Source organism: Bacteroides luti, assembly GCF_900128905.1.
GTDB classification, from domain to species: domain Bacteria; phylum Bacteroidota; class Bacteroidia; order Bacteroidales; family Bacteroidaceae; genus Bacteroides; species Bacteroides luti.
Map to the genome: position 1 here is coordinate 101,081 of NZ_FQTV01000011.1, position 25,408 is coordinate 126,488.

The 25,408-nt window shown below is 37.4% G+C and carries 21 protein-coding genes and 5 tRNA genes; 6 read left to right on the forward strand and 20 right to left on the reverse strand.

The features are described from left to right. Positions 1–56 precede the first annotated feature (56 nt). The 3 genes from BUC21_RS11095 to dprA all read left to right on the forward strand — a co-directional run bounded on the left by BUC21_RS11095 (position 57) and on the right by dprA (position 2,945). Positions 57–1,331, forward strand: coding sequence for a peptidase U32 family protein (locus BUC21_RS11095; RefSeq protein ID WP_073402347.1), 1,275 nt, complete (start codon positions 57–59; stop codon positions 1,329–1,331). A 97-nt stretch (positions 1,332–1,428) separates the two neighbouring features. Then, the gene (locus tag BUC21_RS11100; protein WP_073402522.1) at positions 1,429–1,836 is read left to right on the forward strand and encodes an acyl-CoA thioesterase; all 408 of its coding nucleotides are present in this window, start codon (positions 1,429–1,431) and stop codon (positions 1,834–1,836) included. Continuing rightward, positions 1,833–2,945 carry a DNA-processing protein DprA gene (gene dprA / locus BUC21_RS11105; RefSeq protein WP_073402350.1) on the forward strand — a complete coding sequence of 371 codons (1,113 nt, stop codon included), beginning with the start codon at positions 1,833–1,835 and terminating at the stop codon, positions 2,943–2,945. Before BUC21_RS11100 ends, dprA begins: the two co-directional genes overlap by 4 nt. 304 nt (positions 2,946–3,249) lie before the next feature. Here dprA and BUC21_RS11110 read toward each other — a convergent pair whose 3' ends face one another. The 3 genes from BUC21_RS11110 to BUC21_RS11120 are packed head-to-tail and all read right to left on the reverse strand — an operon-like array spanning position 3,250 to position 6,690. Continuing rightward, entirely contained in the window at positions 3,250–4,005 is a 756-nt protein-coding gene (locus BUC21_RS11110) for a succinate dehydrogenase/fumarate reductase iron-sulfur subunit (protein ID WP_073402353.1), read from the reverse strand. A 13-nt stretch (positions 4,006–4,018) separates the two neighbouring features. Continuing rightward, a complete protein-coding gene (locus tag BUC21_RS11115; protein WP_073402355.1) occupies positions 4,019–5,962 on the reverse strand; it encodes a fumarate reductase/succinate dehydrogenase flavoprotein subunit in 1,944 nt (647 codons plus the stop codon). Positions 5,963–6,012: 50 nt separating this feature from the next. Further along, positions 6,013–6,690: a succinate dehydrogenase/fumarate reductase cytochrome b subunit gene (locus BUC21_RS11120; RefSeq protein ID WP_073402358.1), complete on the reverse strand. Its 678-nt coding sequence runs from the start codon at positions 6,688–6,690 to the stop codon at positions 6,013–6,015. A 400-nt stretch (positions 6,691–7,090) separates the two neighbouring features. On the opposite strand from BUC21_RS11120, the gene BUC21_RS11125 reads away from it, so the two are divergent. Further along, on the forward strand, positions 7,091–7,714 hold the full coding sequence (locus BUC21_RS11125; protein ID WP_073402524.1) for a phosphatase PAP2 family protein: 624 nt from the start codon (positions 7,091–7,093) through the stop codon (positions 7,712–7,714). A 589-nt stretch (positions 7,715–8,303) separates the two neighbouring features. On the opposite strand, the gene rpoC is transcribed toward BUC21_RS11125, so the two are convergent. The 17 genes from rpoC to rpsU form a co-directional block, all read right to left on the reverse strand. After that, complete coding sequence (gene rpoC / locus BUC21_RS11130; protein WP_073402361.1) at positions 8,304–12,590, reverse strand: DNA-directed RNA polymerase subunit beta'; 4,287 nt, start codon at positions 12,588–12,590, stop codon at positions 8,304–8,306. Between the two features lie 32 nt (positions 12,591–12,622). Then, entirely contained in the window at positions 12,623–16,435 is a 3,813-nt protein-coding gene (rpoB, locus tag BUC21_RS11135; protein WP_073402363.1) for a DNA-directed RNA polymerase subunit beta, read from the reverse strand. A 104-nt stretch (positions 16,436–16,539) separates the two neighbouring features. Further along, positions 16,540–16,914 (reverse strand): 50S ribosomal protein L7/L12, encoded by a 375-nt coding sequence (gene rplL / locus BUC21_RS11140; RefSeq protein WP_073402366.1) that lies wholly within the window; start codon positions 16,912–16,914, stop codon positions 16,540–16,542. A gap of 46 nt (positions 16,915–16,960) precedes the next feature. Next, on the reverse strand, positions 16,961–17,473 hold the full coding sequence (gene rplJ, locus BUC21_RS11145) for a 50S ribosomal protein L10 (protein ID WP_073402369.1): 513 nt from the start codon (positions 17,471–17,473) through the stop codon (positions 16,961–16,963). Between the two features lie 14 nt (positions 17,474–17,487). Continuing rightward, on the reverse strand, positions 17,488–18,186 hold the full coding sequence (gene rplA, locus BUC21_RS11150) for a 50S ribosomal protein L1 (protein WP_073402372.1): 699 nt from the start codon (positions 18,184–18,186) through the stop codon (positions 17,488–17,490). A gap of 15 nt (positions 18,187–18,201) precedes the next feature. After that, positions 18,202–18,645 carry a 50S ribosomal protein L11 gene (rplK, locus tag BUC21_RS11155; protein WP_073402376.1) on the reverse strand — a complete coding sequence of 148 codons (444 nt, stop codon included), beginning with the start codon at positions 18,643–18,645 and terminating at the stop codon, positions 18,202–18,204. 55 nt (positions 18,646–18,700) lie between these two features. Further along, positions 18,701–19,243 (reverse strand): transcription termination/antitermination protein NusG, encoded by a 543-nt coding sequence (nusG, locus tag BUC21_RS11160; RefSeq protein ID WP_073402378.1) that lies wholly within the window; start codon positions 19,241–19,243, stop codon positions 18,701–18,703. Positions 19,244–19,259: 16 nt separating this feature from the next. After that, positions 19,260–19,463 carry a preprotein translocase subunit SecE gene (secE, locus tag BUC21_RS11165; protein ID WP_073402389.1) on the reverse strand — a complete coding sequence of 68 codons (204 nt, stop codon included), beginning with the start codon at positions 19,461–19,463 and terminating at the stop codon, positions 19,260–19,262. A 14-nt stretch (positions 19,464–19,477) separates the two neighbouring features. Then, a tRNA-Trp gene (locus BUC21_RS11170) sits at positions 19,478–19,550 on the reverse strand. 45 nt (positions 19,551–19,595) lie between these two features. Then, positions 19,596–20,783 carry an elongation factor Tu gene (tuf, locus tag BUC21_RS11175; protein WP_073402391.1) on the reverse strand — a complete coding sequence of 396 codons (1,188 nt, stop codon included), beginning with the start codon at positions 20,781–20,783 and terminating at the stop codon, positions 19,596–19,598. 50 nt (positions 20,784–20,833) lie between these two features. Beyond that, a tRNA-Thr gene (locus BUC21_RS11180) sits at positions 20,834–20,905 on the reverse strand. A gap of 9 nt (positions 20,906–20,914) precedes the next feature. Next, positions 20,915–20,987, reverse strand: a tRNA-Gly gene (locus BUC21_RS11185). A 30-nt stretch (positions 20,988–21,017) separates the two neighbouring features. Then, positions 21,018–21,100 (reverse strand) — tRNA-Tyr (locus tag BUC21_RS11190). Positions 21,101–21,111: 11 nt separating this feature from the next. Then, positions 21,112–21,185: transfer RNA gene (locus BUC21_RS11195), tRNA-Thr, on the reverse strand. A 96-nt stretch (positions 21,186–21,281) separates the two neighbouring features. Beyond that, entirely contained in the window at positions 21,282–21,581 is a 300-nt protein-coding gene (gene hpf, locus BUC21_RS11200) for a ribosome hibernation-promoting factor, HPF/YfiA family (RefSeq protein ID WP_073402393.1), read from the reverse strand. A gap of 14 nt (positions 21,582–21,595) precedes the next feature. Next, on the reverse strand, positions 21,596–22,477 hold the full coding sequence (gene xerA, locus BUC21_RS11205; RefSeq protein WP_073402396.1) for a site-specific tyrosine recombinase/integron integrase: 882 nt from the start codon (positions 22,475–22,477) through the stop codon (positions 21,596–21,598). 75 nt (positions 22,478–22,552) lie between these two features. Continuing rightward, positions 22,553–22,744 carry a 30S ribosomal protein S21 gene (gene rpsU / locus BUC21_RS11210; protein WP_073402398.1) on the reverse strand — a complete coding sequence of 64 codons (192 nt, stop codon included), beginning with the start codon at positions 22,742–22,744 and terminating at the stop codon, positions 22,553–22,555. A 253-nt stretch (positions 22,745–22,997) separates the two neighbouring features. On the opposite strand from rpsU, the gene BUC21_RS11215 reads away from it, so the two are divergent. Both BUC21_RS11215 and BUC21_RS11220 read left to right on the forward strand, forming a co-directional pair. Beyond that, on the forward strand, positions 22,998–24,779 hold the full coding sequence (locus BUC21_RS11215) for an aminopeptidase P family protein (RefSeq protein ID WP_073402400.1): 1,782 nt from the start codon (positions 22,998–23,000) through the stop codon (positions 24,777–24,779). A 42-nt stretch (positions 24,780–24,821) separates the two neighbouring features. Further along, positions 24,822–25,334, forward strand: a complete 513-nt coding sequence (locus BUC21_RS11220) for a gamma carbonic anhydrase family protein (protein ID WP_073402402.1) — start codon at positions 24,822–24,824, stop codon at positions 25,332–25,334. Positions 25,335–25,408 lie beyond the last annotated feature (74 nt).

The following is a 25,408-nucleotide window of genomic DNA, read 5'->3' on the forward strand; positions in this document are numbered from 1 at the left end:
CTGCAAAATTACACAAAAAACCACTACCTTTGCACACAACTAATTATAAAATAGGTATGAATCACCAGTTAAAAGATTTTGAAATTATGGCGCCTGCGGGTTCTCGCGAATCTTTAGCCGCCGCAATTCAGGCAGGAGCAGATTCAATTTACTTCGGTATAGAGAATCTGAACATGCGTGCCCACTCAGCAAACACCTTTACTATAAATGACTTGAAAGAGATTGCTCAGATATGTAATGAGCATAACATGAAGAGTTATCTGACTATAAATACAATTATTTACGATAACGATATTCCTTTGATGCGTAGCATTATTGATGCTGCAAAAGAAGCCGGAATTTCTGCTATTATTGCTGCAGATGTTGCAGTGATGACTTATGCCCGGTCTATTGATCAGGAAGTGCATCTTTCTACTCAGCTTAATATTTCGAATGCTGAAGCCTTGAAATTCTACGCACAGTTTGCCGATGTTGTGGTACTTGCCCGCGAACTGAATTTAAAGCAGGTGCGTGCAATTTACGATAAGATAAAAGAAGATAATATATGCGGACCAAGCGGAGAAGAACTTCGTATTGAGATGTTTTGCCACGGTGCGCTTTGTATGGCAGTGTCGGGTAAATGCTATCTTTCTTTGCATGAAATGAATTCATCTGCCAATCGCGGAGCTTGCATGCAGATATGCCGCAGGGCTTACGAAGTGAAAGATAAGGATACCGGCCTTGAGCTGGAAGTGGACAACGAATATATTATGTCTCCGAAGGATTTGAAAACAATTCATTTCATGGATGAGATGATAGAAGCGGGCGTAAGAGTGTTCAAGATCGAAGGTCGGGCTCGCGGACCTGAGTATGTTCGTACTGTTGTAGAGTGTTACAAACAGGCTATTCAGTCTTGTTTGGACGGAACATTTACCGACGAAAAAGTTGAGGCCTGGGATAATCGATTGAAGACTGTCTTTAACCGTGGATTCTGGAACGGATATTATCTCGGACAAAAGCTAGGAGAGTGGAGCAAAAACTATGGTTCGGAAGCTACTGAACGGAAAGTTTATGTAGGTAAGGCAGTGAAATACTTCAGCAACATCAATGTGGCCGAATTTATGCTGGAAGCAGGCGAACTGAAACTGGGAGACAAACTGCTGGTTACCGGTCCTACTACCGGAGCTCTCTTTGCTACACTCGAAGAAGCGCGGGTAGATTTGAAGCCTGTAGAGGTAGTTCATAAAAGAGAGCACTTCTCTATGAAATTTGCCGAGAAGATTCGTCCAAGCGATAAGTTATATAAATTAATCTCCGCCGAGGAGTTAAAGAAATCTCGTACAAAAGAATGATTTCTTTTGTACAGAACAATTAATTCTTTTGTACAGAAGAATACAATCTTTTGTACAAGAGAATTTTAATTATTCTAATAACCTTAAAAACACTCTTATGAATAAATATATTTTTGAACTGAACATGAAAGTGCGCGACTATGAATGTGATATGCAGGGAATAGTCAATAATGCTATCTATCAGCATTATCTGGAACATACACGCCACGAATTTATAACCACCCTCGGGATTAATTTTGCCGAATTGCACGGGCAAGGACTCGATCCTGTAGTTGCCCGGATTTCTATTGCTTATAAAACTCCATTACATAGCGGGGAAGAATTTGTTTCCAAGCTTTATATTGAGAAAGAAGGGGTGAAGTATGTTTTCTATCAGGATATATTTCGCCTATCGGATGGAAAGCCATCCATTAAATCAAAAGTAGAGTTGGTGTGCATTACCAACGGGCGATTAGGACACAGTGAACTTTTTGATAAAGCATTCGAACCTTACTTCGCCAAATGACGGAGCAGGAAATAATTGCCAGCATAGCGCTTACACAGATACCGGGAGTGGGATCTGTTGGTGCCCGGAATTTAATAAATGCTGTGGGTAGTGCTGAGAAAATCTTTTCTCACCATGCAGAACTTACACAAATTGTACCAGGAATTACTCCACGCATGATGGAGATGCTCAGTTCACCTCAGGCTCTTTTACGTGCTGAGGCTGAATTCTCTTTTGCACAGAAAAACAAAATAAATTGTATTACTATAAATGATGAGGCTTATCCTTCCAGGTTAAGGGAATGTCCCGATGCTCCTGTTGCGTTGTTTTTTAAAGGAAACACTGATATGAATGCATTGAGGGTGATTAATATGGTAGGAACTCGTAATGCTACCGATTACGGACAACGTATTTGTCGGGATTTTCTGGCAGATCTTAAGGCTCTTTGTCCGGATGTACTTGTAGTCAGCGGTCTTGCTTACGGAATTGATATACATGCTCATCGGGGTGCTTTAAATAATGGTCTTTCAACTATTGGTGTGTTAGCCCATGGGTTGGACCGTATCTATCCGTCTGTTCATCGAAAAACTGCTATCGATATGCTCGAAAATGGTGGCTTGCTCACTGAATTTCTATCGGAGACTAACCCTGATCGCCAGAATTTTGTAAAACGAAACCGGATTGTTGCGGGTATGAGTGATGCAACTATTGTGGTTGAATCGGCTGTAAAGGGCGGTGCACTTATTACTGCGGATATTGCTCAAAGTTATCACCGCGATTGCTTTGCTTTTCCTGGTCGTGTTGCCGATGAATTTTCTATTGGCTGCAACAATCTTATTAAGGATAATAAGGCAGCATTAATTCTTTCTGCGGAAGATTTTGTAAAAGCAATGTGCTGGGATGCAGATTCCAAAGCTGTTCCAGTGGCTGTTCAACGTCAGCTTTTCGTTGACCTTACTGAAGAGGAGCAGATAGTTGTGGATATCCTTCAGGAAAACGGAGATTCTCAGATTAATTCCCTTGTTGTAGAAGCGGATATGCCTGTGAATAAAATGAATACCATCTTGTTTGAACTGGAAATGAAAGGCGTTGTCAGAGTGCTTGCGGGAGGGATGTATCAGTTACTTTAGTAGGGGCAAAAAAAATGGTTGTCATCACGACAACCAATCTTTGTTAACCTTAAATCTAATACTATGAAAAACACATTGCAAATGTAAACCTTTTGGCCATTCCCACCAAACTTTTGACCATTGTAGCCCTTTCTTTTAATTTTCTTTCACGACTTTTTATTGTTTCCGCACACGAAATATCATTTTGAAACTAAAATTAGCAGTTTGGCTACTTTAGCCCATTCTTTTGTTAATACATATAAAAAACAAATCCTCTACCCGTTCCCAGGCAGAGGATTTATTATGTAGTGATCTAATCAGTTGATTAATCTTTCAGTTTAGCTGCGATAAAGTCGCGGTTCAATCTAGCAATGTTGCTGATTGAAATAGACTTTGGACATTCAGCTTCACAAGCTCTTGTGTTAGTACAGTTACCGAAACCAAGTTCATCCATTTTAGAAACCATAGCTTTTGCACGGCGGCCAGCTTCTGCTTTTCCTTGAGGAAGAAGAGATAATTGACTAACTTTTGCAGAAAGGAACAACATAGCCGAACCATTCTTACAAGCTGCAACACAAGCACCACAACCGATACAAGAAGCTGAATCCATTGCTTCGTCAGCGATTGGCTTTGGAATAGCAATTGCGTTAGCATCTGGAGTACCACCAGTATTTACTGATACGTAACCACCAGCTTGCATAATCTTATCGAATGCATTACGGTCTACCATTAAGTCGCGGATTACTGGGAAACCAGCAGAACGCCATGGCTCAACAGTGATTGTATCCCCGTCTTCGAAACGACGCATGTAAATCTGACAAGTTGTAGCTCCGGTTGCAGGTCCGTGTGGGTGTCCGTTGATGTAAAGTGAACACATTCCGCAGATACCTTCGCGACAGTCGTGATCGAATACTACTGGTTCTTTACCTTCGTTGATAAGTTTTTCATTCAGGATGTCTAGCATTTCAAGAAATGAAGTATCGCCTGAAATGTTTTCCATTGGATATGATTCAAAAGCACCTTTAGCTTTCGGACCTTTCTGACGCCAAACCTTTAGCGTGAAATTTATAATTTTTTCCATTGTCTACTAATTATTAAGCTTTGTAATTACGTGTTTGAACCTTAGTGAATTCATAGTTCAAATCTTCCTTAATCAACTCTGGTTTAGAGTCTTCACCTGTGTACTTCCAGCAAGCTACGTATGAGAACTTATCGTCATCACGTTTAGCTTCACCTTCTGGTGTCTGATGTTCTTCACGGAAGTGTCCACCGCAAGATTCTTCGCGGTTCAAACCGTCATAAGCCATCAACAGACCAATTTCAATAAAGTCTGATAAACGAAGAGCTTTTTCCAGCTCAATATTCTGATCGTTTACATCTCCAGGGATACGAACATTTGTCCAGAAGTCTTTCTTAACTTCTTTAAGCTTAGCAATAGCTGTTTCCAAAGATTCTTTTGTACGTCCCATTCCAACGAATTCCCACATCACGTGACCAAGTTTCTTGTGAATTGAATCAACAGAGTGGTTACCATTGATGTCTTTGATCTTGTTGATCTTGTCATTAATAGCCTTTTCTGCTTCAACAAATTCAGGAAGATCTGTAGAGAAACGTGGAACCTGAATCTGATTAGACAAATAGTTTTGAATAGTATATGGTAATACGAAGTATCCGTCGGCCAAACCTTGCATCAAAGCAGAAGCACCTAGACGGTTAGCTCCGTGGTCTGAGAAGTTAGCTTCACCAATAGCAAACAATCCAGGGATTGAAGTCATCAATTCATAGTCAACCCAGATACCACCCATTGTATAGTGGATAGCAGGGAAGATCATCATTGGAGTCTTATATGGATTTTCATTGGTGATTTCTTCATACATATCAAACAAGTTACCGTAGCGAGCTCTTACAACATCTTCACCAAGACGGTTGATTGCTTCTGAGAAATCAAGGAATACAGCCAAACCTGTATTGTTAACTCCGAAACCTTTGTCGCAACGTTCTTTAGCTGCACGAGATGCAACGTCACGAGGTACAAGGTTACCAAATGCAGGGTAACGACGTTCTAGATAGTAATCGCGGTCAGCTTCAGGAATATCAGATCCTTTGATCTTTCCAGCCTGAAGTGCTTTTGCATCTTCCAAATTCTTTGGTACCCAAATACGTCCGTCGTTACGAAGTGATTCAGACATCAAAGTCAGTTTAGACTGAACATCTCCGTGTACTGGAATACAAGTTGGGTGAATCTGTACATAACATGGATTTGCGAAATAAGCACCTTTCTTGTAGCATTGGATTGCAGCAGAACCATTAGAAGCCATTGCATTTGTAGAAAGGAAGTATGTATTTCCGTAACCACCGGTACCAATAACTACAGCATGAGCTGAGAAACGTTCAATTTTACCTGTTACAAGGTTGCGTGCAATGATACCACGTGCGCGACCTTCGATAAGTACAACGTCGAGCATTTCGTAACGAGTGAATAATTTTACTGTTCCTTTGTTAACCTGACGGCTCAATGCAGAGTAAGCACCAAGTAATAACTGTTGTCCTGTTTGGCCTTTAGCATAGAATGTACGTGAAACCTGAGCACCACCGAAAGAACGGTTATCAAGTGTACCACCGTATTCACGAGCGAAAGGAACACCTTGAGCTACGCATTGGTCAATAATTTCGTTGGAAACTTCAGCCAAACGGTAAACGTTTGATTCGCGTGCGCGGTAGTCTCCACCTTTGATTGTATCATAATATAAACGGTAAACAGAGTCACCGTCATTCTGGTAATTCTTTGCAGCATTGATACCACCTTGTGCAGCAATAGAGTGAGCACGGCGTGGAGAGTCTTGAATGCAGAAGTTAAATACTTTGAAACCTAGTTCACCTAGAGAAGCGGCAGCTGATGCTCCAGCAAGACCTGTACCAACTACGATTATATCTAAACGACGTTTGTTAGCAGGGTTTACGAGTTTCTGATGAGCTTTATAGTTACTCCATTTCTCAGCCAATGGGCCTTCAGGAATTCTTGAATCTATCTTAGTCATAATTTTATTTCTTTTTTCTGATTTTATTAGAGTTCACATTTACTGGTTAATTAACCAAGTAATCCGTATTTTACGTAGAAAACTACTACTACTAAGGCAAAGCCTAAGAAGATTACAGTTGAAAAAATGTTTGAGATACATTTCCAACGTTCGAACCAGATCTTATTGCTCCAACCTAAAGTTTGAAGTGCACTCCAGAAACCGTGAGTAAGATGGAACCAAATAGCAACAAACCATACAAGGTAAAGTACAGCAAACAAAGGATTAGCAAATGTTTGACTAATTAAAGCAGCACCGTCTTGTGGAGTAGGGTTGATACTTTCAAGGCCGCTAAGTTCTACAAACTGCATTTTAAACCAAAACTGTGCAAGGTGTAGAACAAAGAAAAGAGCAACAATGATACCCAAAACTAGCATGTTTTGAGAAGCCCATTCTACATTTTTAGGCTTTTCAAATACCGCGTAACTCTCATTACCGCGTGCTTTGCGATTTTGCATTGTTAACCAGAAAGCATAAACGATGTGTACAACAAAACCAGCAGCTAAAACCAGTGTCCCAGCAATAGCATACCAATTTGCTCCCAAAAACTCACATACCATGTTGTAAGCGTCTTCAGAGAAAACCGCCACAAGATTCATCGACATGTGAAATGTTAGAAAAAGGACAAGGAATAGTCCTGATACGCTCATGACTACTTTCCTTCCTACAGATGAATTAGTTAACCACATAAATGATTGAATTTAAATTATTTAATTGTTAGAACTATAATTTTTTTTTGAGTGTCTGCTTTATTTGCGCAAAAGTACATGAAATCCACCTATTAAGCAAGGGATTAAAGAAATTATTCGTTAATTAAAACATACCGGGTTTTTACCGTTCTCACTTTTAACTTAATTTCTTATTTGGCGCTTATTAAAAATATTCCTAAAGAGCTAATTCTTCTATGTAAAGTGATGATAATGAAACGATGATTATACTTTCCCCAAATACATTGAATATAAAAAATCTGTATAGAGTGATTTAAATGATAAATTCATCATTTCCCATTTTATGAATGATAGTCTTAATATGCGCTATTTATAACTTTTAATATATATCTTTGTATATATAATTGTATAGTTAATGCTGATGAAACAAATTCTCTTGCTCCTGATTGCTCTCTTTTCTGGTTTTGATTGCTATGCGCAAAACTGGGATATAAATACTTTGAAGAAAATTAATGGTATTGATAATGAATTTGTAACAGGCTATAGTAAGACCATTTCAAATACAGAGCCTGTTATCGCTGTTGGAGTACCTCTAATTCTTGGTACTTATGCTTTGCTGAATAAAGATCGTGATTTGTTAAGTGATGCTGTTTATATCGGCACAAGTGTAGTCGAAGCTGTTGTTATTACTTCCGGAATTAAGTATGCTGTTGATCGTGAACGTCCTTTTGAACGTTATCCTGATTTGATTGAGAATAGAGAATCTGTATCGAGTTCTTCTTTTCCTTCTGCTCATACTGCTACTGCTTTTTCTTTAGTTACATCTTTAAGCATTAGATATCCTAAATGGTATATTATTGCTCCAGGTTATTTGTGGGCTTGCTCTGTTGGATTTTCAAGAATGAACAGGGGCGTGCATTATCCTTCTGATGTTATTGCTGGCGCTGCTATAGGTTCTGGCTGTGCAGTAGTAAATGTGTATGTTAACAAATGGCTTAATGAATTGTTGTTTGAAAAGAATCATACTCGCCTTGTTAGTTATTAAATTTTAATTCCATTTGCGAAAATCAGTTCTAATTGGGCATTTTATGTTCTTGAGAAATTAATCAGCACGAAACGAGTAGTGCTAGTTTTATTATTAATCACATCCAACTAAAATCAGGACAAGATATATTGGAGAAGACGACTGTCTTGTCTGAGAGTTCAATTTTCTTCTTCAAAAAGAACTCTTACTTCAATAAAATCTTGATTTTCTATTTTACTCCCAGAATCTTTTGATCTTTTTCCTTTGGTATATTCGATGGGGTTTGGTTTCGCAATCAAAGACCCAAATTTAAAATGTAACTGCATCTACTGGACCAAATTAGTTAGAGTTTCTCTGTCAAGAGACCAAATTCCCCGAACCAATTATTAGCTGTTACACTAACTTGTATACAATATTTTTTAGTTGGAATGGTTATACTTATATCGCCCCGCTCTATCTTATAATCCTTTTTACTTCGTCTTACATACTGATTGTCAATTTCTTAGTCTATCACGTTTTTTTGTGTAATGCTTTTTAGAACTAGACAATATAATCAAAAAAAAGAGAGTGCCCTTTTAGAACACTCTCTTTTTTTAAATATATTTAATGTTTATTCTACTTCACTGTAGTCTAACACTGTTTTACGATTTGCAAGGATTCGATCATATTCTTCTTTAGAACCAACAATAATCTTATCAAATTCACGCTGACCAGTTCCGGCAGGAATTAAATGTCCACATATAACATTTTCTTTCATACCTTCTAGCTTGTCAATTTTACCATTGATAGCAGCTTCATTCAATACCTTAGTTGTTTCCTGGAAGGAAGCAGCTGACATAAAGCTCTTAGTCTGAAGTGCTGCACGAGTAATACCTTGAAGAATCTGTGTAGATGTAGCAGCAATAGCATCACGTACTTCTACTGGTTTCAAGTCACGACGTTTCAACATACTGTTTTCATCTCTAAGTTTACGAGCTGTAACAATCTGTCCAGGTTGTAAATTTTGAGAGTCTCCTGCGTCAGTCACAACTTTCTTACCCCAGATATGATCATTTTCTTCCATGAAGTCAAGTTTGTCTACAACTTGTTGCTCTAGGAATCTAGTATCACCTGGATCATTGATCTGAACTTTACGCATCATCTGACGTACAATTACCTCAAAGTGCTTATCGTTGATTTTTACACCCTGAAGACGGTATACATCCTGAACTTCATTCACGATATATTCCTGAACTGCTGTTGGACCTTTGATAGCCAAGATATCTGCAGGTGTAGTAGCTCCATCAGATAGAGGAGTTCCTGCACGTACATAGTCATTCTCCTGAACAAGAATCTGTTTAGAAAGAGAAACCAGATATTTTTTAACCTCACCAGTTTTAGATGTAACAACGATTTCACGATTACCGCGTTTAATCTTACCCATTGTTACTTCACCATCAATTTCTGATACAATAGCAGGATTTGAAGGATTACGAGCTTCGAACAACTCAGTAACACGAGGAAGACCACCAGTGATATCACCAGCCTTACCTACAGCACGAGGAATCTTAACAAGAATATCTCCGGATTTAACTTTCTGCCCATTCTCAATTACAACGTGACCACCTACTGGAAAGTTATAAGTACGAATTAGTTCGCCATTCTCATCTAAGATGTGAGCTGAAGGAACTTTTGTCTTATCTCTTGATTCGATAATGATGTATTCGCGTAAACCTGTTGCTTCGTCAGATTCAACTTTATATGTAACGTTTTCGATAACGCTTTCAAATTCAATCTTACCAGTTGCTTCAGTAATAATAACTGCATTAAATGGATCCCATTTACAGATAACTTTACCTTTTTCTACAACTTCTCCTTCATTAGCATATAAAGTAGAACCGTAAGGTATTGTGTGGTTTGAAAGAACTATATTTGTATTTACATCAACGATTCTTAATTCTGCAAGACGTCCAACAACGATCTTAATAGCTTCACCATTTTCGTCAACAGCATCTACAGTACGCAATTCTTCAAATTCCAAGCGTCCATTGTATTTTGCTTTTACACCTGCATTTGCTGCAATATTGGCAGCAGTACCACCGGCGTGGAATGTACGAAGAGTCAACTGAGTACCTGGCTCACCAATAGATTGTGCAGCGATAACTCCGACTGCTTCTCCCTTTTGAACCATTCTGTTTGTTGCAAGATTACGACCATAACACTTAGCACAAACCCCTTTCTTTGATTCACATGTTAAAACAGAACGGATTTCTACACTTTCGATAGGAGATTCCTCAATCTTTTGTGCAATTTCTTCTGTGATCTGTTCACCGCTTGAAACAAGTAATTCTCCTGTTGTTGGGTGAATAATATCGTGTACAGAAACACGGCCAAGGATTCGTTCGAAAAGAGTTGCAATAACATCTTCGTTGTTTTTCAGCTCTGTGCAGATTAATCCACGAAGTGTACCACAGTCTTCTTCGTTGATAATAACGTCATGTGAAACGTCAACCAAACGACGAGTCAAGTATCCGGCATCGGCAGTTTTAAGCGCTGTATCGGCCAAACCTTTACGGGCACCGTGAGTTGAAATAAAGTACTCAAGTACTGACAACCCTTCTTTAAAGTTAGAAAGAATTGGGTTTTCAATAATTTGACCTCCTTCAGCACCAGCTTTTTGTGGTTTAGCCATCAAACCACGCATACCTGAAAGCTGACGGATCTGTTCTTTAGAACCACGGGCACCTGAATCAAGCATCATATATACAGAGTTGAAACCTTGGTCATCCGTAGAAATGGTTTTCATCAAGATGTTAGATAACTCTGAATTTACGTGTGTCCAAATATCAATAACCTGATTATAACGTTCGTTGTTGGTGATGAATCCCATGTTGTAGTTATTTACAACCTGTTCAACTTCATCGTATCCACGCTGAACTAATGTTTGTTTTTCTTTTGGAATGATAATATCATCTAAGTTGAAAGACAGACCACCTTGGAATGCCATTCTATAACCTAAGTTCTTGATACCATCAAGGAAATCTGCTGTTTTAGCAACTCCACAAACCTTAATTACATCACCAATAATCTCGCGAAGAGATTTCTTGGAAATAATTCTATTAATATATCCAACTTCTGCAGGAACAATTTCATTTACAATAACACGTCCAACAGAAGTTTCTTTCATCAATACATCAACAATATTACCATTCTCATCGAGGTCTTTAACAACTACGTTGATAATGGCGTGTATGTCTACTTTACCTTCGTTATATGCAATTGTTGCTTCTTCTGGTCCGTAGAAAGTAAGACCTTCTCCTTTAGCTCCCTTTCTTAGTTTTGTAATATAATACAAACCAAGCACCATATCCTGTGAAGGAACAGTAATAGGAGCACCATTAGCTGGGTTAAGAATGTTATGTGATGCAAGCATCAACATCTGAGCTTCCAAAACAGCTTCATTGCTAAGTGGCAAGTGAACAGCCATCTGGTCACCATCGAAGTCGGCATTGAACGCTGTACATGCAAGTGGGTGAAGTTGGATAGCTTTTCCTTCAATCATCTTAGGTTGGAAAGCTTGGATACCCAAACGGTGCAATGTCGGTGCACGGTTCAACAGAACTGGATGACCTTTCATTACATATTCCAAAATATCCCAAATAACAGGCTCTTTGCGATCTACAATCTTTTTAGCAGATTTAACTGTCTTAACAATACCTCTTTCAATCAGTTTACGAATGACAAATGGTTTGTATAACTCTGCAGCCATCAGTTTTGGAATACCACATTCGTGCATTCTCAATTCTGGTCCTACAACAATTACAGAACGTGCAGAGTAGTCAACACGTTTACCTAATAAGTTCTGACGGAAACGTCCTTGTTTACCTTTTAAACTATCAGATAAAGATTTCAAAGGACGGTTAGCATCTGTTTTAACAGCACTTGATTTACGAGAATTATCGAATAATGAATCGATAGATTCTTGAAGCATACGCTTTTCATTACGTAGAATAACCTCAGGAGCCTTAATCTCGATCAATCTCTTAAGACGATTATTACGAATGATAACACGGCGATATAAATCATTTAGATCTGATGTTGCAAAGCGACCTCCGTCCAGAGGAACCAATGGTCTTAATTCAGGTGGAATAACTGGTACGATACGTACAATCATCCACTCTGGCTTATTGCGTCCTTTCGAAGCTCTAAATGATTCAACAACTTGTAAACGCTTTAACGCTTCGTTTTTGCGTTGTTGTGATGAATCATTGCTTGCTTTATGTCTTAATTCATAAGACAAAGAGTCCAGGTCAAGACGTGCCAATAAATCATAGATAGCTTCAGCTCCCATTTTAGCAATAAACTTATTAGGATCTGTATCTTCTAAATATTGGTTTTCTTTTGGAAGTGTTTCTAGCAAATCTAGATATTCTTCTTCCGATAATAAATCATATGCATTAATGCCATCAGCTTCTTTTATACCTGGCTGAATAACTACATAACGCTCATAGTAAATGATTGAATCAAGCTTCTTGGTAGGTAAACCTAGCAAATAGCCAATCTTGTTTGGAAGTGAGCGAAAATACCAGATATGTGCAACTGGAACAACCAATTGGATGTGTCCCATGCGTTCACGTCTAACTTTCTTTTCTGTAACTTCAACACCACATCTGTCACAAACGATTCCTTTATAACGAATTCTTTTGTATTTACCACAATGACATTCGTAATCCTTAATTGGACCAAAAATACGCTCACAAAATAAACCATCTCGTTCGGGTTTATATGTACGGTAATTGATAGTTTCAGGCTTCAATACTTCACCACTCGAATTCTCAAGGATTTCTTCAGGAGAAGCTAATCCTATTGAGATTTTCGAGAAATTACTCTTTATCTTATTTTCTTTTCTAAAAGCCATACGATTAATTTATGTAAAGAGTTATCTATTAATTATTCTAAGTTAATACTTAGTCCAAGACCTCTTAATTCATGCAATAATACATTGAGAGATTCTGGAATACCAGGCTGTGGCATAGGATCACCTTTAACAATAGCTTCATAAGCTTTTGAGCGTCCTACCACGTCATCAGATTTAATTGTAAGGATCTCTTGGAGAATATGCGATGCACCAAATGCTTCCAAAGCCCAAACTTCCATTTCTCCAAAACGCTGTCCACCAAATTGTGCTTTACCACCTAGCGGTTGTTGAGTGATTAATGAGTATGGTCCGATAGAACGTGCATGCATCTTATCTTCAACCATGTGTCCTAACTTAAGCATGTAAATTACACCTACTGTAGCTGGTTGGTCAAAACGATCACCAGTACCACCATCATATAGGTAGCTTTTACCGAAGCGAGGTACACCTGCTTTGTCTGTCCATTCTGTGATGCTCTCTAGTGTAGCACCATCAAATATTGGAGTTGCAAATTTTACACCAAGTTCTTTACCTGCCCATCCAAGAACAGTTTCAAAAATCTGTCCTAAGTTCATACGAGATGGTACACCTAATGGGTTAAGACAAATGTCTACAGGAGTACCGTCTGCAAGGAATGGCATATCTTCTTGTCTTACAATTCTAGATACGATACCTTTATTACCATGTCGTCCTGCCATTTTATCACCTACGCTGATTTTACGTTTCTTAGCGATATAAACTTTAGCCATTTGGATGATACCGGCTGGTAGTTCATCACCAATAGTGATACTGAACTTCTTGCGTTTTAATTCAGCGTCTAATTCTTTGTATTTTTTCAAATAGTTAAGAATCAAGTCACGAATCATTTCATTCTTATGAGCATCTGCAGTCCACTTGCTTAGCTGGATAGCAGTGTAGTCAAGGTTACCAAGAACTGTTGCTGTAAAAGGTGCTCCTTTTGCAATAACATCTGCGCCTAAGTAGTCTTTTACTCCTTGTGATGTTTTTCCTTCTGTTAAAGTAAGGAGTTTCTCTATTAAAATTGATTTCAAATCATCAGCTTTAGCTTCAAATTCATCATCAATTTTTGGTAATAGAGCTTTATCTGCTAATTTTGAACTCCTATTTTTAACCACTCTAGAGAAGAGTCTTTTATCAATAATGACTCCTTTCAGCGAAGGAGAAGCTTTTAAAGATGCATCTTTAACATCACCTGCTTTATCTCCAAAGATAGCTCTAAGAAGTTTCTCTTCTGGAGAAGGATCAGATTCGCCTTTTGGCGTAATTTTTCCAATAAGTATATCCCCTGGTTGGATTCTTGCACCAATACGTACAATTCCGTTTTCATCAAGGTCTTTTGTGGCTTCCTCACTAACATTTGGTATATCAGCAGTTAATTCTTCCATACCACGTTTTGTTTCACGAACCTCTAATGCATATTCTTCAACGTGTACAGATGTTAGTAAGTCTTCACGAACAACTCTCTCATTTAAAACGATTGCATCCTCATAATTATAACCTTTCCATGGCATGAATGCTACTAAAAGATTCTTACCAAGAGCAAGTTCACCATTTTGTGTAGAATAACCTTCTGTTAAGATATCTCCAGCTTTGACTCTTTGTCCTTTAGAGCATATTGGACGAAGGTCAATTGTCATATTTTGGTTAGTTTTGCGGAACTTAGGTAGTTTGTACTCTTTTAAAGCACTTTCAAAACTAACAAAATCTTCGTCTTCTGTTCGGTCATAACGGACCTTAATGACTGTTGCGTCAACAAATTCAATAATACCATCACCTTCTGCAGCAATTTGTGTACGTGAATCTTCAACTAATTGTTTTTCTATACCTGTTCCTACTATTGGTGATTCACATTTTAATAATGGAACAGCCTGGCGCATCATGTTAGATCCCATTAATGCACGGTTAGCATCATCATGCTCCAAGAAAGGAATCAATGATGCTGCGATAGATGCAATTTGTTGAGGAGCAACGTCCATAAGTTCAACTTCTGAAGGATCAACTACAGGAAAATCTGCATCTTGTCGACAATTTATTCTAGAATTAATAAATTTACCGTCATTATCTACAGGAGCATTTCCTTGAGCAATAATCTTTCCTTCTTCTTCCTCTGCAGTTAAGTATGTTAGTCCTTCTGGAGAAAAATCAACTTTACCATCTGCAACTTTTCTATATGGAGTCTCAATAAATCCAAGATCATTAATTTTAGCATATACACATAATGATGAGATCAGACCAATATTTGGACCTTCTGGAGTCTCAATAGGACAGAGACGACCATAATGTGTATAGTGAACGTCACGTACTTCAAATCCGGCACGTTCACGAGATAGACCACCAGGACCAAGGGCAGACATACGTCTTTTATGAGTTATTTCAGCCAATGGATTAGTTTGGTCCATAAATTGAGATAAAGCATTTGTTCCAAAGAATGTGTTAATTACAGAAGAAATTGTCTTCGCATTAATCAAGTCTATTGGAGTAAAAACTTCATTATCTCTTACATTCATTCTTTCACGTATTGTACGAGACATTCGAGCTAAACCAATTGCAAATTGATTTGATAGCTGTTCTCCAACTGTACGTACACGTCTGTTACTTAAATGGTCGATATCATCAACTATTGCCTTTGAGTTTATTAACTCAATTAAATATTTAATGATTTCTATAATATCTTCTTTTGTCAAAACTTTGACATCCATGCTGGTAGTTAGATCTAATTTCTTATTAATCCTATATCTACCAACTTCACCTAAATCATATCTTTTTTCAGAGAAGAACAGATTATTAATTACTTCTCGTGCACTTGCATCGTCAGCTGGGTCTGCATTACGGAGCTGTCTATATATGTATAATACAGCTTCTTTTTCTGAGTTGCTAGGATCCTTCTGAAGTGTATTATATATAATTGAATAATCAGATTGATTTGGTTCATCTTTATGTACTAGAATACTTTGAACACCTGATTCCAGAATTTCGTCAATATGTTCTTGTTCTAGTATAGTCTCACGATCGATAATAACTTCATTACGTTCGATTGACACTACTTCACCTGTGTCTTCATCTACGAAATCTTCTACCCAAGTCTTTAATACTCTAGCTGCAAGTTTTCTGCCAACAATTTTTTTAAGATTACTCTTGTTTACTTTAATATCTTCTGCAAGATCAAATATTTCAAGAATATCTTTGTCTTTTTCAAAGCCTATTGCTCTTAGTAATGTTGTTACTGGCAATTTTTTCTTACGATCAATATACGCATACATAACATTATTAATGTCTGTTGCGAATTCAATCCAAGAACCTTTGAATGGTATTATACGAGCTGAATAAAGTTTTGTACCGTTTGCATGTACGCTTTGACCGAAAAAGACGCCTGGTGAACGGTGAAGCTGAGACACAACAACTCGTTCTGCACCATTAATAACGAATGTTGCTTTATCCGTCATATATGGAATAGGACCAAGGAACACGTCTTGAATAACAGTGTCAAAGTCTTCATGATCTGGGTCAGTGCAGTATAACTTGAGTTTTGCTTTTAAAGGGACACTATAAGTTAATCCACGCTCTATACAATCATCGATTGTATATCTTGGCGGATCAATATAGTAGTCCAAAAACTCAAGAACAAAATTATTTCTTGTGTCGGCTATAGGGAAGTTTTCAGCAAATACTTTGTACAATCCCTCATTTTTACGCTTTTCTGGCGGGGTATCTAATTGTAGAAAGTCTTTGAATGACTTCAATTGTACTTCTAAGAAATCAGGATATCCAAATGGATTTTTGATAGAAGCAAAATTAACTCTTTGATTTACAGTATTTGAAGACATCTGTTAATGAATTTGTAGAACTTATTTATAAATATATACACAAAAAGGTTAAGAACCCTCTTAAGGAGGGCTCTTAACCGAATTACCTGATTAACAGGCTAATGTTATTTAAGTTCAACTTCAGCTCCAGCTTCTTCCAATGCTGCTTTCAATGCTTCAGCATCAGCTTTAGCAACACCTTCTTTAACTACGCTAGGAGCGCCATCAACTAAATCTTTAGCTTCTTTCAAGCCAAGACCACATTGTTCTTTTACTGCTTTAACAACTTGTAATTTTGCGCTACCTGCACTTTTCAATACTACATCAAAAGAAGTTTTTTCTTCAGCAGCTGCTGCACCTGCAGCAGGACCAGCAGCAACAGCAACAGCTGCAGCAGCAGGTTCAATACCATATTCATCTTTAAGGATAGTAGCAAGTTCATTAACTTCTTTTACTGTTAAGTTAACTAATTGTTCTGCAAAAGCTTTCAAATCTGCCATTTTTGTATGATTTTAATGTTTAATTTACTAAATAATTTGTTTTGGTTTATCTTTCACCAAGAGTTTTTAGCACTCCGTGAAGGGTGTTTCCACCTGATTGAAGAGAAGAAATAACATTCTTGGCTGGAGATTGCAGCAAAGCAATAACGTCAGCAATAACTTCATTCTTACTCTTGATACTAATTAGAGCTTCTAACTGGTCAGCACCTACATAGAAACTTTCTTCTACGTATGCAGCTTTAAGACCAGGTATACCGTCTTTAGCTACACTTTTGATCAACTTTGCAGGAGCATTACCAGTATTACAAAACATAACAGTGGTAGATCCTTTTAGTGATCCGTACAAAGGAGAATAATCAACTTCTAAGCTATCTAATGCTTTTTGAAGTAAAGTGTTCTTAACGACAAGTAGTTTAATGTCTGATTCAAAACATTTTCTTCTTAACGCACTTGTAGAAGCTGCATTCATTGCAGTTGTATCTACAAGATAGAAGTGAGAATATTCTTTTGTAGTTGCAGCAATTTGTTCAATTACTGTATTTTTATCTTCCTTTCTCATTATTCCTCCTATTATTAGATTTCCTCAACTGATTTTGGGTCAATTTTAATACCCAAACTCATTGTACTAGAAAGATAAATACTCTTTATATATGTGCCTTTAGCAGCTGTTGGCTTTAGTTTAAGAAGAGTTGAGATAAATTCTTTCGCGTTTTCACGAATTTTATCTGATTCAAATGAAACTTTACCAATTGAAGTGTGAACAATACCGCTTTTATCAACTTTGAAGTCGATCTTTCCTTGTTTAACTTCTTTAACAGCTTTAGCAACATCCATAGTTACAGTACCACTCTTTGGGTTAGGCATTAACCCACGTGGACCTAGAACACGACCTAAAGCACCAATTTTACCCATGATAGATGGCATTGTGATAATTACATCAATGTCTGTCCATCCACCTTTGATCTTTTCAATATATTCATCAAGACCTACATAATCAGCTCCGGCCTCTTTTGCAGCAGCTTCAGCATCAGGTGTACAAAGAACCAAGACTTTAATTTCTTTACCAGTTCCGTGAGGAAGAGATACAACGCCTCTTACCATTTGGTTAGCTTTACGTGGATCTACACCTAATCGTACATCAATATCTAATGAAGCGTCAAATTTAGTAGTAGTTATTTCTTTTACTAATGCTGATGCTTCTTTTAGTGAGTATGCTTTCCCTGCTTCAATTTTAGCGGCAGCCAACTTTTGATTTTTTGTCAGTTTTCCCATTATAATTGAAGATTATTAATTATTACCCGGGAATTCCCCTTTTACAGTGATACCCATACTTCTAGCTGTACCAGCAACCATTGTCATGGCAGCTTCCACAGTGAAACAGTTCAAGTCAACCATTTTGTCCTGAGCAATAGTACGTACCTGTTCCCAAGTAATCTCGGCAACTTTTTTACGATTTGGCTCAGCAGAACCGCTCTTAAGCTTAGCTATTTCCAATAACTGGATAGCAACAGGCGGAGTCTTGATTACAAAATCAAAAGACTTGTCTGCGTAATAAGTAATAACGACAGGTAATATTTTACCTGCTTTGTCTTGGGTCCTGGCATTGAATTGCTTGCAGAATTCCATAATGTTGATCCCTTTAGAACCTAGAGCAGGTCCAACGGGAGGTGATGGATTTGCAGCGCCTCCTTTAATCTGTAATTTGATTAGTCCAGCAACTTCTTTAGCCATTTTTTTATTGATTTTATATAAACATTAATTAAGGGATAACACAGCGTAACCAATGCTATTCCTTTTCAACTTGCATAAAGCCTAATTCAAGCGGAGTTTTTCGCCCGAATATCTTTACCATAACCTTTAATTTCTTCTTTTCGTTATTCACTTCTTCAATGGTTCCACTGAATCCGCTGAATGGACCAAAAGCTACTTTTACAGTTTCTCCTACCATATATGGGATATTTAGTTCTTCTCCCGTTTCCTGTAGTTCATCTACTGTACCAAGTATACGATTCACTTCTGACTGTCTTAGGGGTGTTGGATTTTCCGAACCACCTAAAAAACCTATCACATTAGGAGTATTTCTTAAATGATGAGAAACCTCACCAACAAGAGCTGCCTCCACTAGAACGTAACCAGGAAGATAATTTCTTTCTTTCACAACTTTTTTTCCGTTGCGAACCTGATATACCTTTTCAGTAGGAATCAATACCTGAGATACATAATCACCAAGGTTGCTGTTTTTTATATCAGCTTCAAGATATTCTTTTACCTTGCTTTCTTTACCGCTAATGGCACGTAGAACATACCATTTCTTTTCAATCTCAGACATTTTTTACTCCTTTGTGTTAATGTGGATAAATGATATCTTCCATAAGAGTCTGGAAGCAAGAGTCCATAACGAAAACTACCACTGCAATGAGTAGGGAAGCATATAAAACAACCACTGCACTGTTAGTCAATTCAGAATACGTAGGCCACGATACTTTATGTACAAGTTCGTCGTAAGTTTCTTTTAAGTAAGATACTACTTTTTCTACTAATTTTTTCATCTCTAATGTATTTGCACGGGAGGAGAGGCTCGAACTCCCGACACCCGGTTTTGGAGACCGGTGCTCTACCAACTGAGCTACTCCCGTAAATATCAGTTCTTGATATTACTCAAGAACTGATAATTTATTTTATTAATCACAGATTTCTGTAATCTGACCAGCACCTACTGTACGTCCACCTTCGCGGATAGCGAAACGAAGACCTAAGTTAAGAGCTACTGGGTAAATCAATTCTACATTGATTGTAACGTTATCACCTGGCATAACCATGTCAGTTCCTTCTGGAAGAGTGATTTCACCTGTACAGTCTAATGTACGTAGGTAGAATTGAGGACGATATTTGTTGTGGAATGGAGTGTGACGACCACCTTCTTCTTTCTTCAAGATATAAACCTCAGCTTTGAATGAAGTGTGAGGAGTGATTTTTCCTGGATGGCAGATAACCATACCACGTTTGATTGCTTCTTTTTCAATACCACGAAGTAGAAGACCTACATTGTCACCAGCTTGACCTTCATCAAGAATCTTACGGAACATTTCAACACCAGTTACAACTGATTTCTTTCCTTCAGCACCAAGACCGATGATTTGAACTTCTTCACCTGTTTTGATAATACCTGCTTCGATACGACCTGTAGCAACTGTACCACGACCTGTGATAGAGAATACGTCTTCAACTGGCATCAAGAATGGTTTATCAACATCACGTGGAGGAAGTGGAATCCATGTATCAACAGCGTCCATTAATTCCATTACTTTATCTTCCCATTTTTCTACACCGTTAAGTGCACCTAGGGCAGAACCACGGATGATTGGAGTGTTGTCACCGTCGAATTCATAGAATGAAAGAAGTTCTCTCATTTCCATTTCAACAAGTTCTAACATTTCTTCGTCTTCAACCATATCGCATTTGTTCATGAAAACAACCAATTTAGGAACGTTTACCTGACGAGCTAATAGGATGTGTTCACGAGTTTGAGGCATAGGACCATCAGTTGCAGCAACTACAATGATAGCACCATCCATTTGAGCAGCACCAGTTACCATGTTCTTTACGTAGTCGGCGTGTCCTGGACAGTCAACGTGTGCGTAGTGACGGTTAGCTGTTTGATACTCAACGTGTGAAGTATTAATAGTAATACCTCTTTCTTTTTCTTCAGGAGCGTTATCGATAGAATCGAATGAACGCAATTCAGAAAGACCTTTTTTTGCCAACACTGTTGTGATAGCAGCTGTTAAAGTCGTTTTACCGTGGTCTACGTGACCAATAGTACCAATGTTAACGTGCGGTTTGGTACGTTCAAATTTCTCTTTAGCCATAGCTTTACTTGTTATTTATTTGATTAATAATCAGCATTTACATTATTATGAGCTGTTGACGGGAGTTGAACCCGTGACCTCTTCCTTACCAAGGAAGTGCTCTGCCACTGAGCTACAACAGCAAGAATGAGAGCGGAAGACGGGACTCAAACCCGCGACCCTCAGCTTGGAAGGCTAATGCTCTATCAACTGAGCTACTTCCGCATTCTTGCCAAAGCATTTGCTTTGTCTTTGTGGGCAAAGATGGATTCGAACCACCGAAGTCGAAAGACAGCAGATTTACAGTCTGCCCCATTTGGCCACTCTGGTATTTGCCCTAAAAATTTTGAGCCTCTTGTCGGATTCGAACCAACGACCCCGAGATTACAAATCACGTGCTCTGGCCAACTGAGCTAAAGAGGCGGGTATCTTAAAAATGCAACCGTTACGTTTAATCTAAGCGAAACGGCTGCAAATTTAGTTATTTATTTTATAACCGCAAAGTTATTTGGTTTTTTTTTATTTGTTCTGTTGTTTTTCCTTGTGTTTCAACAATTGTTTTGATAGTGCGTCTAATCCTTCATCAATAGACTCTTCAAATGTATCGTTTACTTTGCTTGCATAGAACTCATTGTTCGGTATAATTATCTTTATTCCGGCTTCTTTGTTCTTTACTGATTCAGGTTTAACAACCTTTAATGACACCTCCACTACTTTTATATCATCGTAAAGTCTCTCTAACTTTGTTACTTTCTTTTGGATGAAAGATTGTAATTGCTCTGAAGCATCAAAGTGAATAGATTGAATTCTAATTTCCATACATACCTCCTTTTTTATGCTCTAGGATGAGCTAGTTTATAGATGTTCTTTAACTCCTCAAATGTTGTGTGCGTGTAGACTTCCGTTGCCGCGAGGCTTGTATGTCCAAGAATCTCCTTTATTGCATTAAGATTCGCTTCGTTGTTTAACATTGCTGTAGCAAATGTGTGTCTTAACACATGTGGGCTTTTCTTTTTTAGCGTTACAACTTTTGATAATTGTCGTTTTACTAACCTTTCAACTAATGCATTGTAAAGTCGTTCTCCGTTTTCTTTTATAAAAAAGGCTTCCGATTTTACTGTTATAGTCTCATTTCGTACACTGATATATCTTAGCATAGACTCTTTCAGTTCGTCTCCGAATGGAATTAGTCTTTCTTTGTTTCTCTTTCCCTTAACTTTAATGAGTGAATCTTCAAAGTTTATATCTTTATTGTCTAGTCCTATTAATTCTGAGAGCCTAATGCCAGTGGCGTAAAACATCTCAATAATCATTTGGTCTCTAATTTCAATAAATCCTTCTTTGAAATTGGTTTCTTCAAGAATCTTGTTTATCTCTTTCTCTTTTAAGAATATAGGGAGTGGTTTTTTCTTTTTGGGTCCATTGATTTTTCTTGTTGGATCCTTGATTATCTCCTGTTTTAATAAAAGAAACTTATAAAAAGATCTCAATGAACTCAACTTTCGGTTCACTGATGAAGTTGTGTATCCTTTTTTTGTCAGATCAATAATCCACTGACGAATAATGTCAGCATCAACTTCAGTTAATGTTAACTCCTCACTATCGTTTTTTATATATTCTTCAAGTTGTATTAAATCTACTCTATAACTGTTAATAGTTTTTTCTGAGTAGTTCTTTTCATATTGAAGAAAATTTAGAAAAGAGTCAATCAGCATATGAATCGTTGCGTTAATAATTCTGCAACGAATGTATGAAAAAGAATTTAATAATTCAAGAGAAATGATGAATTATTATTCTTCTACTTGCTGAAGTTTTTGAACATAAACAGCGCGTTCTTTCTTAAACCTTTTAGTTACAGATGGTTTGTCAAACTGTTGTCTGCTTCTTAATTCTTTAACTACTCCGGTTTTTTCGAACTTTCTTTTGAATTTCTTCAGCGCTTTTTCGATGTTTTCGCCTTCTTTTACAGGTACTACTATCATTTTATTAATATTAAATATGTTGATTTATAATTTCTTCAGTCAAAATGCGCGGCAAAATTACACATACTTTCTTTATTCACAAAACTTTCGACTAATAATTATTCTAAAAAGTAGAAACAAATTTCTTTTTTAAGATGATATTCCTATCTGCTTGAAACTCTTTATCTTTATTAGCAAAACATACACTCTTATAAATTTATATAATAAAAAGAATACTTATCTTTGCTATTATTGTAAAATTAAAAATGTAATTATGAGACAGAACATAGTTAGTCGTATTGATTCTTTAAGAAAACTGCTTTCAGAAAAGGGTCTTTCTGCATTTATTATTCCAAGTACAGATCCTCATCTTAGTGAATACGTTGCTTCTCATTGGAAATCACGTGAATGGATTTCTGGTTTTACCGGTTCGGCGGGTACTGTTGTAGTAACACTAGATAAAGCTGGTCTTTGGACTGATTCTCGTTATTTCCTTCAAGCTGCAGAGCAATTGGAAAATTCTGGCATTACTCTTTTTAAGGACGGTTTACCTGAGACTCCATCTATTACAAACTGGCTTGCTAGCGAACTCAAAGATGGTGAATCTTTGGGTATTGACGGTAAGATGTTTTCTGTTATAGATGTTGAAGATATGAAAAATAGTTTTTTAAAGAGAAATATATCAGTCGATACATCTTTAGATCCTTTTGATTTAATTTGGGAAAACAGACCTGCTATGCCTCAGGATCCAGCTTTTATTTATGAAACAAAATATGCTGGAGTTGCAAGTTTGGATAAGATTACTCAAGTTCGCGAGAAGATGAAAAATGCAGGTGTTGAAAGTTTACTTGTATCAACACTTGATGAAATTGCATGGATGTTAAATCTTCGAGGTAATGATGTGAAATGTAATCCTGTTGTTATTAGTTATTTGCTTATTACAAAATATCATTGCGACTTCTTTATTGCTCCGGAGAAACTTACAGATGAAGTGAAGGAATATCTTCTCTCTCAAAAAGTAACGATTAAGAATTATAGTGAAATAAATTCTGTTTTATCGCAACTTGATGTAACAACCTTATTAATTAATCCTGCAAAAACAAACTTTGATGCATTCTCGGCTGTTAATCCTTTATGTAAAATTGTTCGTGGTAATTCTCCTATAGCTCTATTGAAGGCTGTAAGAAATGAACAGGAAATTATAGGAATACATGCGGCAATGATTCGTGATGGTGTGGCTTTGGTTAAGTTTCTTCGTTGGCTTGAAATAGCTGTTCCTGCAGGAAGCGAAACAGAATTAAGTATAGATGAAAAACTCCATGAATTCCGCGCTGCTCAGGATTTGTATATGGGAGAAAGTTTTGATACCATTGCAGGGTATAAGGAACATGGAGCCATTGTTCACTATTCTGCTACACCCGAGAGCTCATCTATATTGAAGCCTGAAGGCTTTTTATTGCTTGACTCAGGTGCACAGTATTTAGATGGAACGACCGATATAACACGAACAATTGCCTTGGGACGTCTAACAGAAGAAGAAAAGATTGATTATACTTTGGTGCTTAAAGGTCATATAGCTATTGCTACATGTAAGTTCCCATACGGAACCCGTGGGGCGCAGATTGATGTTTTGGCTCGTCTTGCTTTATGGCAGAGAGGAATGAACTATTTGCATGGTACTGGTCATGGTGTTGGACATTTTTTAAGTGTTCATGAAGGACCGCAAAGTATTCGTTTGAACGATGTTCCGGTTTTATTATTACCTGGAATGTTGACTTCTAATGAGCCGGGTATATATAAGGGGGGGCGTCATGGTATTCGCATAGAGAATTTAACCTTGGTTCGAAGAGATGTTGAGACTGAGTTTGGCGAATTCTATCGTTTCGAGACAGTGACACTATGTCCTATTTGTACAGAGGGCATAATAAAAACTCTGCTTTCTGATGCTGAAATTAATTGGTTAAATGATTATCATCAGTTAGTTTTTGATAGACTTAGCCCTTATCTTTCTGAGGAGGAATCTTTGTGGTTGAGAACTAAAACTATAGCGATTTAATTCTTTACTACATTATAGTATAATATAAACATATAAAATAAAATGGCATTAATAAAATCAGTGCGCGGATTTACGCCGGAGTTTGGTGAGAATTGTTTCTTGGCAGATAATGCAACTATTATTGGTGATGTTAAAATGGGAAACGAATGCAGTATCTGGTTTGGTACAATATTGCGTGGTGATGTAAACTCTATACGTATAGGAAATAGAGTAAACATTCAAGATGGATCGGTATTGCATACCTTATACGAAAAGTCTACTATTGAAATTGGAAATAATGTTTCAGTAGGGCATAATGTTACTATTCATGGCGCAACAATAAAAGACTATGCATTGGTTGGGATGGGTTCAACTATTCTTGATCATGCTGTTATAGGTGAAGGAGCCATTGTTGCTGCCGGATCTTTGGTGTTAAGTAACACAATAATTGAACCGGGTAGCATTTGGGGAGGTGTTCCTGCTAAGTTTATTAAAAAGGTAGATCCAGAACAGGCGAAAGAATTGAATGAAAAAATTGCCCATAACTATCTTATGTACTCTGATTGGTATAAGTAGGAATGGATAAAAATAAAATGTCCGGCTTTAGGTCTAATACCATAAAGCCGGACATTCTTTATTTAGCAATGTTA